This is a genomic window from Mesorhizobium sp. B2-1-8 (assembly GCF_006442545.2).
Lineage (GTDB): Bacteria > Pseudomonadota > Alphaproteobacteria > Rhizobiales > Rhizobiaceae > Mesorhizobium.
In genome coordinates this window covers 3614411-3625677 of the sequence record NZ_CP083952.1, presented here as the reverse complement: position 1 = coordinate 3625677, position 11267 = coordinate 3614411, and the positions used below count along the sequence as shown (strand labels likewise).

Genomic DNA, 11267 nt, shown 5'->3' with positions numbered 1-11267 from the left:
ATTTTATCCTGATTTTCCAAATAATTAGCGAGATGGCTATGCTTCTCCACAACCATCCTTCCGGCGACCCGACGCCATCGCGCGCCGATATCGAGATGACGAAAGAGATCATCGAAGCAGCCAAGCGGCTGGGTATTTCCGTGCACGACCACATCATCATCGGGCGAAAGGGCTATTCCAGCATGAAGGGGTTGTTGCTGATCTAGGCCGTGGTAACGATTTAGCTATTTGAGCCAGATAGCGATAGCGGCGAGTTTGACGAAGCCCATGAAGTTGGCAAGCAGTTTGTCGATGATGAGCACCCGCGGTAACAATTAACGGGCTCTTCCCATTCAACGGGACATGCTTTTGATCATGCTCCGTTGATCAGCGCCTTGAAAACTCCGTCACGATATCCAGAAATAGCTGGCCACTGGCAGGCAATGCGGGTCCGCGCCAGGCCACAGCCAATGGCAAGGAGGGTGGATCCGGGAGAACCGGGCGGAACGTCACGCCGGGCCGCGCCACCTTCGCGATGCCCGCGGTCACGAAACCAAGACCCGTACCGGCGGCCACCAGCCCTATCAGCGTCGTCATGGGTGTCACCTCCTGGACGATTCTCGGACTGATGCCCTCGGCTTGGAACAGGGCAATGACGCGGTCGTAGATGCTGGGGCCGATGCTGCGCGGCGCTAGCAGGAATGGCTCCCCCTCCAGATCGGCGATCCTGATCGCCGGTTGGCCGGCAAGCCGGTGTGTAGCCGGCAGCGCCAGGAAAAGAGCTTCGTCGGGCAAATCGAGAACGGCGAGGTCCGGCGCGGAAAGCGGCGGATGGAGGACGCCCAGATCGATCTCGCCGGCCGACAAGGCGGCTTCCAGCGATGGTGAGTTCATTTCGATGAGGTCCACCTCGACATCCGGATAGCGCCGGTCTTGCGGTTTTTCGCGTCATCAAGGGCGACCGGCCGGCACTAAGGCAAATCGGGCGCATCCCTTTGCCCCACGGCGTCCATCATGTCGATCTGGTACGGTAGGGGCAAGCGCGAAGGAATTTTTCGGATCAATCTTCCGGTGGCGATAGCCTAAAAGGCTGCCCCTTTTCGCAATCACGGCGGATCGGTCCTGCAACTGCCTGCAATCTGGCTGACCGCCTCACCGAAGCCGGCCAGGTCGAAATCGGCCTGACCGCGCCCGGACAGCAGTCCGAAGCGCCACGACAGCAGCAGGCGGTTTGCCGGAACGAGGCGTTTGATGCCGTCGGCGCCGTCGCGCATCAGCAGCCTGCCGCGTGTGCCGACGGACCAGCTTTCGTCGAATTTGCTGTCCCTGTCGATCGTGACCGACATGGTGATTTTCCGGCTGGCGGAGACCGCGTCGTTCAATTGCAGCCATTCGGTCCAGGCCGGCTCGCCGTCCGCGCGGCAGGCAATGGTCAGCACCGGGCTGTAGCTCAGCGCGCCGCCCCCGGTGATCAGCTTGTTGGTGGCATAGACCGACGCCGTGACGAGGCCGTCATTGCCGGTGGCGAAACGCCAATTGTCCGTGCCGGCCCCGGCAACGCCGCAGGCCAAGGCAAGGAAAAGCACCGTGGCGGCAGCGCGCCTCATTTCCACGAACACCCGCAACGACATCACCAATTACCTCTGGTCTTCCAACCAACCAGATAATGATCGAGGCTTCGTACCGCCACCGGTGCCCATCAAGAACGAATCCGATGTTGCAGTTTCGCAACGAAAAAGGCCGCCCGGAGGCGGCCTTTCGAAATCCGTTGGAACGTCCGGTCTATTCGGCGTCCTTGGCCGCCTTTTTCTTCGGTGCGGCCTTCTTCTTCGGCTCTTCCGCGTCGTCGGCTTTCTTGTCGTCAGCCTTCTTCGCGGTGGCCTTCTTGGCCGGCTTCGCCTTGGTCGCGGTTTCGGCCTCCTCGTCGTCGGCCATCAGCTCTTCCTTGCTGACCTTGACGTCGGTGACCGAGATCTGCTCGAGCAGGTGGTCGACGACCTTCTCCTCGAACATCGGCGCCCTGAGCGCGTTGAGCGCCTCGGGGTTGCTGCGGTAGAACTCGAAGGCTTCCTGCTGCTGGTTGGCCGGGAAGCGGCGAACCTGCTCGAACAGGCCGCGCTGCAGTTCCTCGTCCGACACGGTGACGCCGGCCTTCTCGCCGATCTCGGCCAGCACGAGGCCAAGGCGCACGCGGCGCTCGGCAAGGCGCATATATTCGGCGCGCGCCTCTTCCTCGGTCGTTTCTTCGTCGGCGAAGGTGCGGCCGGCGGCTTCCAGGTCACGGTTGACCTGTGCCCAGATGTTGTTGAATTCCGCCTCGACGAGCTTCGACGGCGCTTCGAACGAATAGGCAGCATCGAGCTGGTCGAGCAACTGGCGCTTCACCTTCTGGCGCGTCATCGAGCCGAACTGGTTCTCGATCTGGCCGCGCACGATGTCACGCAGGCGCTCGAGCGATTCCAGGCCAAGGTTCTTGGCGGTCTCGTCGTTGATTTCCAGTTCGCCGGGCTTCGACACTTCCTTGACGGTGACGTCGAAGGTCGCTTCCTTCCCGGCCAGATGCGCCGCCTGGTAGTTTTCCGGGAACGTTACGGTGACCTGCTTCTCGTCACCGGCCTTGGTGCCGATCAGCTGTTCCTCGAAGCCCGGAATGAACTCCTTGGAGCCCAGCACCAGCGGCTGATCGTTGCCGGCGCCGCCAGCGAAAGCCTCGCCGGCGATCTTGCCGACATAGTCGATCGAGACGCGATCGCCCTCGGCGGCCTTGCCGGTCTTCGGCTCATAGCTGCGTGCCGATTCGGCGACGCGCTTGACCTGGTCGTCGATTTCCGAATCCGGAACGTCGAACACCTGGCGCGTCACCTTGATGTCGGAGAAATCCTTGATTTCGATCGCTGGAATGACCTCATAATTGAGGCGGAACTCGAAGTCGGCGCCGCCGGCCAAGATCTTCTCAGCTTCCTTCTCGTCCTCGGTCATGATGACCTCGGGCTGCATGGCGGCCTTTTCGCCGCGCCCGGTGATGATCGAACGGGTCGAGTCGTTGAGGATCTCGTTGACCACCTCGGCCATGAACGACTTGCCATAGACCTTGCGCAGGTGCTGCACCGGCACCTTGCCCGGACGGAAGCCGTTGATGCGAACCTTGTTGCGGGCGTCCGACAGCCGCGCCATCAGCTTGGCCTCCATGTCACCGGCCGGCACGGTGATCTTGATCTCGCGCTTGAGACCGGAATTGAGTGTTTCGGTGACCTGCATCGTAAAACCTTTGTTTTCACCAATGAGGCTGCCAAACGGCTCCCTGCCGTTTACAGCCTGCCGGTAATTCTTGCCGGGAATGGCTTTTGGTACGGAACCTGGCGATTTGACCGGAAATGCGGCTCAAACTCTCCCAAACTGCGTTCCAAAATGTGAATAAGTTCTTGTTTTTCCTACTTCTTATCACATCTTGTAGAAGCGGATCGTCGCGTCCCGTCACATTTGACACGCCTTTTGTCACAGGCGAGCCCAATTTTCAACAGTCTTCGCGTTTAGGCGAATAACCACATTTCGGCCCTGACCCGACATGTTGTCTCCGACATTGACAGAATGATGGCTACATGGGATTGCCGGGTCACGCGGGTATGGCGGAACTGGTAGACGCACCAGATTTAGGTTCTGGCGAGAGATCGTGGGGGTTCGAGTCCCTCTACCCGCACCACCCTTCGCTCTTCGAGCTTCGGGTGGCAGGCCACACCAAGCTCGTTAGATGGATAAGGGAGTATCCTCCGAAGCCTTGGCGAAGGAGGATCGTGCGTCCCTAATAAAGCGGCTCCTCGAACAGTGTCTTGTCGCCATCCACCAACGCCTTGATCTGTGCCGTGCCATCGGCGGCGAGCGCCAGCTTGATGCCGAACGGCCGCACCCGCATGTCGTTCTGGATCGCCAGCCCCTCGCCTTCCGGCAGATAGAAGCGTTCGATGCCGTAATCCGGCGCGATCGTCATGCCTTCGCCGCGAAGGTCCCAACCGGCGGCGACATGGCCCGAAATGTCGGCCTCCTCTGCACCGGCCGGCGCCGGCGCCTTGCCGAACCAGGCTGTGGTCGGGGTCCAGTACCCATCGGCGCCCTTCTTCAGCCGGACCACGATCGGCGTGTCGTCGCTCGAGAATTTGCCCTCGGGAATGTTAGCGATCATCTTCACCGGCATGCGCGAGATGTCATAGCCGAGGATGATATAGTCGCCGCGCAAGAGATCATGAGGGTCGACCGGTTCGATCTTCAACAGCACTTCCTTGCCGTTGCGCAGGATCGCCGCCCGTCCGGCGATGATCCAGCTCAGGAATCCGATCTGGACGAGCGCCAGCACGAGTGCCGCGATGACAAGCCTCTTTCCAGTCATCATGCCGTGGCTCCCGCGGTGACTGGACCCTTCATGCGTTTTTCGACGCGGATGATGACGATCGCAAGCGCGCCGAGGAGCACCGCGGCGGCCAGGAAGAAGCCGGCCGTATCGAGCATCGACTGCAAGGTCACGACATAGATGACGGCGAGTTCGAAGGCGAAGCCGAGATAGGCGAGCCAGCGCAGCCCACGGATCTCACGCCCTGCGAACACGATAGCCGCGACGATGCCGGCGAGAGCTACGACCGAGGCAATGGTGAAGCCGCTGTTGTAGATGCTTTCGTCGGCCAGTTCGAACTGGATGATGGCCAGGCCGGTGAGGAAGCCCAGCAATGCGTGCAACGGCAAGCGGCCGCCAAGCTGCACGATCCTGTCGACCGGTTCCGGTGCAAAGACGGCGGCAGCGAAAAGCACGACAGAGACAATGACCAGCGGGATCGCCACCGGCAGCGTCTCGTGGTCCATCGCCAGCAATACGAGATAGAAGAGCAGCGACAGGATGATCAGGTGCCGCGCTGGCTGGCTGCGGGTCCAGAACGAGACGGCAAACAGCACGACCGCCATGACGACGAAGGCATGCGGAAATTCGCTACGGCTGTAATAGTCGAACCCTTTCAGGAACAGCCAGGCGTCGGCGATACCGACCGCTGCCACGGTCAGCGGGTTGGAGCGCAGCGCTACCGCCGCCAGCGCCGTACCGCCGCCCCAGGTGACCAGCGCGGAAGCCTCGTCGCCGGACAAATGGTACATCTGGCCGATCAGCGCGATCGAGCCGCCGAACGCGGCCGCGGCAATGATCCACAGCGCTTCGCCGATTGCCGCGTGGTCGCGCGTCTTCAGCACCGCGCCGCCGACATAGCCGCCGAGAATGACGGCAAAGAGTGCTGTCACCCGCGCCAGGCGCGGGATCGCATCCCAGTTGGCAGCGACGAAGATCAGGACGGCCGCTCCAAAGAGAAGGGCCGCCAGCATTGCGAGGATCGAGCCGAAGCTGAGCGACTGGCGGGCGTTGACTTCGACGTCGCGCCTCAGCACATCAGCCGTCGAGGCGTCGATCAGTCCGGCCTGTCGCCATCGCTCAATGTCGGCCCTGATCCGTGTCGAGTACCCCGCCATGCCCTCTCTCCCCACCCGGTCGTCATTTTAGCCGACGCACCCAAGCCGTTGACGTCACGGCACTTTCTGATTCTGGCTTCTTTGTGTCAGGTCCGTGAAGCCGCGTTAATGCTGCATTGCACAATTTGCATTGCTGCCATGCAGCCATAGCGCTTTTAAATCGATATGGGTCCCCCTATTTATGGTTCGTACACAAACGGAATGATCCGCAAGAAAGACGAAACGAGAACTACCATGAACTTGATCCGCAACTACCGCAACTGGCGCCGCTACCGGGACACCGTTTCCGAGCTGAGCCGCCTGAGCAACCGTGAACTGACCGACCTCGGCATCAGCCGCAGCGACATTCCTTACGTCGCTCGCAAGGCGGTCTAATTCTTCGGACCGCGAATGGTCCGAATCAGTTTTGAGAAGAGCATGACAATGAACCTGATCCGCAACTATCGTAACTGGCGCGTTTATCGCGAGACGGTTACCGAGCTGGGTCGCCTTTCGAACCGCCAGCTGCATGATCTCGGTATCGTCCGCGACGAAATCAAGATCGTCGCCCGCAAGGCGATCTAAACGACGGAATTTCGTCCGGGTCGACCTCCTCCCCGACCTCGACGAATACGGTTAGCCCTTACCTCCTCCCAAGGGTTGACCACCAAAACGGCGCCCGCCGCACCTCCTCCCGCGGCGGGCGTTGTTCCCCAAAAAGGGTTTTGCCCCTTTTGAAAGATAGCAAAAGAGATTTCGTCAAAGCCGACCTCCTCCCCGGCAATGACGAATAGGTCCAACCTTCACCTCCTCCCGAGGGTTGGCCACCCAAACGGCGCCCGCCGCACCTCCTCCCGCGGCGGGCGTTGTTTCCCCAGGGCAAAACGAATTTTGCCCCAGAGGCTTCGCCCTCTTTAAAGATGCGAAAAGAATTTCGTCTGAGCCGACCTCCTCCCCGGCGATGACGAATATGGTCGGCCTTCACCTCCTCCCGAGGGTCGACCCCCAAAACGACACCCGCCGGACCTCCTCCCCCGGCGGGTGTTGTTGTTTTCAGGGGCGGGCTTTCCCGACCAGGCGTTTCGCGCGCGCGACAATTGCAATCGCCGCGGCAAGCGATTATTCCGGCGCCATGAGCAAAAATCCCATCCATATCATCGGCGGCGGGCTCGCCGGTTCCGAAGCGGCATGGCAGGCCGCCGAGGCCGGCGTGCCCGTCATCCTGCATGAAATGCGCCCGGTTCGCGGCACCGACGCCCACAAGACCGATGGCCTGGCCGAACTCGTCTGTTCCAATTCCTTCCGCTCCGACGACGCCGAAAACAACGCCGTCGGCCTGCTGCATGCCGAAATGCGGCTGGCCGGCTCGCTGATCATGAGCGCCGGCGACGCCAACCAGGTGCCGGCCGGCGGCGCGCTGGCCGTCGACCGCGACGGTTTTTCCGATGCGGTGACGAAAAAGCTTGAAGCACATCCGCTGATCACCATCGAGCGCGAGGAAGTTCCCGGCCTGCCACCGGCGGGGTGGGATCAGGCGATCATCGCCACCGGGCCATTGACCGCGCCCTCCCTTGCCCAATCGATCGCCGAGGCGACCGGCGCCGACGCGCTGGCCTTCTTCGATGCCATTGCGCCGATCATCCATTTCGACACGATCGACATGGACACCTGCTGGTTCCAGTCGCGCTACGACAAGGTCGGGCCTGGCGGCACCGGCAAGGACTACATCAACTGTCCGATGGACAAGGAGCAATATTTCGCCTTCGTCCAGGCCCTGGTCGACGGCCAGAAGACGGAGTTCAAGCAGTGGGAAGGCACGCCCTATTTCGACGGTTGCCTGCCGATCGAGATCATGGCCGAACGCGGCGTCGAGACGCTGCGCTACGGACCGATGAAGCCGATGGGCCTGACCAATGCGCACAACCCGACGGTGAAGGCCTATGCCGTCGTCCAGCTGCGCCAGGACAACGCGCTGGGCACGCTCTACAACATGGTCGGCTTCCAGACCAAATTGAAGCATGCCGAGCAGGTGCGCATCTTCCGCACCATTCCGGGCCTCGAAAACGCCGACTTCGCCCGTCTCGGCGGCCTGCACCGCAACACCTACATCAACTCGCCGACCTTGCTCGACGGCTCGCTGCAGCTGAAGTCGCGGCCGGGCCTGCGCTTTGCCGGCCAGATCACCGGTTGCGAGGGCTATGTCGAGAGCGCCGCGATCGGCCTGCTCGCCGGACGCTTCGCGGCCGCCGAGCGGCTTGGCCACGCACCGTCGCTGCCGCCGCTCACCACGGCGTTCGGCGCCCTGCTCAACCACATCACCGGCGGCCACATCGTCTCCGACGATGAGCCCGGCAAGCGTTCCTTCCAGCCGATGAATGTCAATTTCGGCCTGTTCCCACCGGCCGAAGCGCAGAAGATCGAAGGCAAGCGCCTGCGCGGCAAGGACAAGACCATAGCCAAAAGGCATGCCATCACGTCGCGCGCACGGGCCGATTGCCGGCAATGGTTGGGGCTGCCCGCGCGGGCCGAGGCAGCGGAGTAGCCCATGCCCATTGCAGACAGTCTCGTACTGGCTCTACCTTCAAGGTGGAGGTCCAATGAGCACCACGTGGCGAGAGATAGCTTTCCAATTTGAGCCGGATATAGCGCAGGCGGCAGCGAGAGCGTGGTCCTGGCTTTTGCCGGAGCCTTGGACCCCGCTTGTCTGCTCAATGGTGGGAGGCATGTTTGTCGAGCGGCCGAACAATGAGGTTCACTGGCTCGATACCGGGACCGGCTTGCTCGAGCGGGTGGCTCACAATCGGGCGCGTTTTGAAGAGATGATTAGGATTTCTCCCGATCTCGTTGACGAGTGGTTCCTTCCGCCGCTTGTGGAACGCCTTCACGCCGCGGGTAAGAAACCGAAGGTGGGAGAATGCTACGGCTTCACCGTCTTGCCCGTCTTTGCTGAGGGCAAATTCGAGGTCGAGAACATGTTCGTGGTGCCAGTTACCGAACAATTCATCGGCATGGCTGACATTCACCGCCAGCTAAACGAAATTCCCGACAGCTCTAGGGTGCGGATCAAGGTCGTCGACTAGGCCTTACACTACTCCGCCGGCTCAGCCCCTGCCATCGGCAACCCCGGCTTGCCGGCCTCGCCGGGATTTCTCCGGACATAGGCAGCCTTGAGCGTCTCCGATGTCTCGCGCGAACCGTCATGGCTCCAGCCTGGCGGCTTGATCAGGTAGTTCAGACGCCGGCGCGGCGTCAGATCGGGTGCGAAGGCATCCCTGAACATGCCGATCCATTCGTGGAATGCCACCTTCAGCGGGTTGAAGGTGCCCAGATTCCTGACGATGCCGTAGCGCGGCCGGTCCTCTTCCAATTCCTCGACGAAGGTGCCGAACATGCGATCCCAGATGATCAGCGTGCCGGCATAGTTGGCGTCGAGATAGCGCGGGTTGGTGGCGTGGTGGACGCGGTGGTGCGAGGGCGTGTTGAAGATGAACTCGAACCAGCCCCACATCTTGCCGATCGTCTCGGTGTGGATCCAGAACTGCCAGACGAGGTTGAAACCGAAGGTGAAGGCAATCACCGCCGGATGGAAGCCGAGCAGCACCAGCGGCGCCTGCAGCACGAACATGAAGGTGAACAGCCCGGTCCAGCTCTGCCTGAGCGCAGTCGAGAGGTTGTAGTGCTGGCTGGAATGGTGGTTGACGTGCTCGGCCCAGACCCAGCGCACCCGGTGCGCAATACGGTGATAGACGTAGTAGCGCAGGTCATCAAGCAGGAACGCGGCCAAGAAAACCCAGAGCGACAGGCCGAGATTGAAAACACGGAACTGCCAGAGCCAGAGCAGCGCCCAGTAGGAGACGATACCAAGCAGCAGCCCGGCGACGACATTGCCGGTGCCCATCATCAGGCTGGTCAAGGTGTCGCGCGTCTCGAACGAGCCCTTGGCGCGACCTGTGCGCACCAGCCATAATTCGATCAGGATCGCGGCGACGAAAAACGGAATGGCCAGCTGGGTGACCTGCGGAAAATCGTAGCTGTCCATCACGCGGCCTCCCTCGCGGAACTCGTGTCTCGCGGCTCAAGAGCGTTCAGCAAGGCCCGTGCGTCGACGTCACTGGCAAAGCGGAAGCGGCCGCCCTTCCAGGTGAAGTCCGTCAGCCGCATCAGAATTGTGTTCGTCTCGTCAGCTTCTGACACCGCGACGTCCGCGGCGGTGACGATACGCGTCAAGAAACAGTCGCCGATGCCGTGAACGATACCGACGCGGCCTCGCCCGATATCCAGAAAGGCCGTCCGCGCATCCGCCGTCAGACGGACTGCCGTCGCTGCCTCATCAGGAAAATCCTCGGCGAAACGGCGCAGGGTTTGATCTCGGCTGGTCAGAGTGGCCATCTTGCTGCCGCCGGTGAAATGCACGGCGGCGACCGACAGAGCAATGCCAAGGACGACGATCGCGACCAGCACGGGCAGGCTCATGGATTTCCTCCGGGCCAGCCTGTCGTCTTCTGCGACAGTTCTCGGCAGGCGGACTCCTTAACACAATTGACGTTTACGTCAAAGTGCGGGCCAGCCCTTGCCTGCGCGACGCAGCAGCAACCAATGCCGGCGCAACGCCGACAGCCGCGCCGCGCCGCCGAGCGGTGAGTGGCGCGAGCCTTCCATCTTGTCGAGGTAGGCGCGTGACAGCGCCAGCGGCAGGAATGCCGGACGCAACGACCCCGGCAGAGCGGCGGCACCCCGCTCGAAGGCGGAAAAATGTTCGCGCGCCAGCGCGATCATCGCGGCCACGGCGCGCTGAGCGCCAGGCCCGCCATCGCCGGCAACAAATTCTTCCGGCGACGAGCCCGCTGCCGCCAGAATATCGGCCGGCACGAAGCATTGCCCTCGCCTGCGGTGCAGCGGCAACAGAAGCAAAAGGCCCGTCATCGCCTGGGCGCAGCCCGCCCTGCCCGCCAGTTCGGCAAACCCCGGCGCCTCGACAGGATCGAGCACCATTGCCGCGAGCTGGATGAGCGCGGCTGCAGTCTCGCCGCAATAGCCCTCTAGATCGGTGCGCGATGGCATCGGGTCGTCGTAGAGATCGAAGATACGTGCTTCGAGCATGTTCTCGAAGGCCGGTTTCGGCAGGTTGAATGCCGCAATGGTAGCGTTCAAGGCTTCGGCAACGGGATGGCCCGCGCCGGCCTCGCCGCCGGCGGCAATGACATCGCGCCACCATTGCAGCCGCACCTCACCGGGCAACGGCTCATGGATGCGGTCACGGATGCCCGCGATCTCGGCATTGAAAGCGTAAAGCGAAAACAGTGCGCCGCGCTTGTCGGCAGACGCGTAGAGCGCGGTGAGATAGCGATCATGATCGGCCGCGCGCACCGCCTCCATGACGATTTTGGCATTCTGCGACATATCAGTCGACGGCGATGAGCGCGGCAGCCACGGCGCGGTTTTCCGCCAGAAGGACGTTGTAGGTCCGCACTGCTGCCCCGGTCGACATCGGGTCGGAGGCTATGCCTGCATCCTTCAAGGCCCCCCGCAGTGCCACCGGCAACGGCCGCAGATCCCTGCCCATCCCCACCAGCAATATCTCGACCTTGTCGGCCTCGACCAGAAGCCTGTCGAAATCCGCTATCGTCAGCGCCAGGGGATTTGCCGGCTCCCAGCCATGGATGCCGGACGGCAGACATAGGAGCGAGCCGCGATGCGACATGTCGGCAAAGCGGAAGCCGCCATTGCCATAAGCCTCGATCGGCGCGCGGCCGGGGAAATGCGCCTCGCGGATGACGATGCCCTTGCCGGTCACCACTCCGTCACCCCTT

At 62.1% G+C, this 11267-nt stretch carries 13 protein-coding genes, 1 tRNA gene and 1 pseudogene; 6 read left to right on the top strand and 9 right to left on the bottom strand.

Features of this window, described 5'->3' with window-relative positions; translation table 11 throughout:
• Positions 1–41 precede the first annotated feature (41 nt).
• Positions 42–206 (top strand): annotated as a pseudogene (locus FJ970_RS17720) (JAB domain-containing protein); the annotation flags it as partial.
• Between the two features lie 160 nt (positions 207–366).
• Here FJ970_RS17720 and FJ970_RS17715 read toward each other — a convergent pair.
• The 3 genes from FJ970_RS17715 to tig all read right to left on the bottom strand — a co-directional run bounded on the left by FJ970_RS17715 (position 367) and on the right by tig (position 3237).
• Positions 367–888 (bottom strand): LysR family substrate-binding domain-containing protein, encoded by a 522-nt coding sequence (locus FJ970_RS17715; protein ID WP_227791819.1) that lies wholly within the window; start codon positions 886–888, stop codon positions 367–369.
• A 197-nt stretch (positions 889–1085) separates the two neighbouring features.
• Positions 1086–1586, bottom strand: coding sequence for a hypothetical protein (locus FJ970_RS17710; RefSeq protein WP_415752007.1), 501 nt, complete (start codon positions 1584–1586; stop codon positions 1086–1088).
• 175 nt (positions 1587–1761) lie between these two features.
• The gene (gene tig, locus FJ970_RS17705) at positions 1762–3237 is read right to left on the bottom strand and encodes a trigger factor (protein WP_140761349.1); all 1476 of its coding nucleotides are present in this window, start codon (positions 3235–3237) and stop codon (positions 1762–1764) included.
• Positions 3238–3596: 359 nt separating this feature from the next.
• On the opposite strand from tig, the gene FJ970_RS17700 reads away from it, so the two are divergent.
• Positions 3597–3679 (top strand) — tRNA-Leu (locus FJ970_RS17700).
• Between the two features lie 99 nt (positions 3680–3778).
• Here FJ970_RS17700 and FJ970_RS17695 read toward each other — a convergent pair.
• Together FJ970_RS17695 and FJ970_RS17690 are read right to left on the bottom strand one after the other, a co-directional pair.
• On the bottom strand, positions 3779–4363 hold the full coding sequence (locus FJ970_RS17695) for a GDYXXLXY domain-containing protein (protein WP_140761352.1): 585 nt from the start codon (positions 4361–4363) through the stop codon (positions 3779–3781).
• On the bottom strand, positions 4360–5478 hold the full coding sequence (locus tag FJ970_RS17690; protein ID WP_140761355.1) for a DUF2157 domain-containing protein: 1119 nt from the start codon (positions 5476–5478) through the stop codon (positions 4360–4362). The genes FJ970_RS17695 and FJ970_RS17690 overlap by 4 nt, the downstream gene beginning before the upstream one ends.
• A gap of 234 nt (positions 5479–5712) precedes the next feature.
• On the opposite strand from FJ970_RS17690, the gene FJ970_RS17685 reads away from it, so the two are divergent.
• The 4 genes from FJ970_RS17685 (at position 5713) to FJ970_RS17670 (ending at position 8537) form a co-directional block, all read left to right on the top strand.
• Positions 5713–5853, top strand: a complete 141-nt coding sequence (locus tag FJ970_RS17685; protein ID WP_013531315.1) for a DUF1127 domain-containing protein — start codon at positions 5713–5715, stop codon at positions 5851–5853.
• A gap of 48 nt (positions 5854–5901) precedes the next feature.
• Complete coding sequence (locus tag FJ970_RS17680) at positions 5902–6042, top strand: DUF1127 domain-containing protein (RefSeq protein WP_135904405.1); 141 nt, start codon at positions 5902–5904, stop codon at positions 6040–6042.
• 547 nt (positions 6043–6589) lie between these two features.
• A complete protein-coding gene (gene trmFO / locus FJ970_RS17675; protein ID WP_140761359.1) occupies positions 6590–7999 on the top strand; it encodes a methylenetetrahydrofolate--tRNA-(uracil(54)-C(5))-methyltransferase (FADH(2)-oxidizing) TrmFO in 1410 nt (469 codons plus the stop codon).
• Positions 8000–8054: 55 nt separating this feature from the next.
• Positions 8055–8537 (top strand): T6SS immunity protein Tdi1 domain-containing protein, encoded by a 483-nt coding sequence (locus FJ970_RS17670; protein WP_181178708.1) that lies wholly within the window; start codon positions 8055–8057, stop codon positions 8535–8537.
• An 8-nt stretch (positions 8538–8545) separates the two neighbouring features.
• On the opposite strand, the gene FJ970_RS17665 is transcribed toward FJ970_RS17670, so the two are convergent.
• The 4 genes from FJ970_RS17665 to FJ970_RS17650 form a co-directional block, all read right to left on the bottom strand.
• Entirely contained in the window at positions 8546–9496 is a 951-nt protein-coding gene (locus tag FJ970_RS17665; protein ID WP_181178709.1) for a sterol desaturase family protein, read from the bottom strand.
• Entirely contained in the window at positions 9496–9930 is a 435-nt protein-coding gene (locus FJ970_RS17660; RefSeq protein ID WP_140761368.1) for a hypothetical protein, read from the bottom strand. Before FJ970_RS17660 ends, FJ970_RS17665 begins: the two co-directional genes overlap by 1 nt.
• A 78-nt stretch (positions 9931–10008) precedes the next feature.
• Positions 10009–10857, bottom strand: a complete 849-nt coding sequence (locus tag FJ970_RS17655; protein ID WP_181178710.1) for a phytoene/squalene synthase family protein — start codon at positions 10855–10857, stop codon at positions 10009–10011.
• 1 nt (position 10858) lies between these two features.
• A complete protein-coding gene (locus tag FJ970_RS17650; RefSeq protein WP_140761371.1) occupies positions 10859–11251 on the bottom strand; it encodes an Mth938-like domain-containing protein in 393 nt (130 codons plus the stop codon).
• Positions 11252–11267 lie beyond the last annotated feature (16 nt).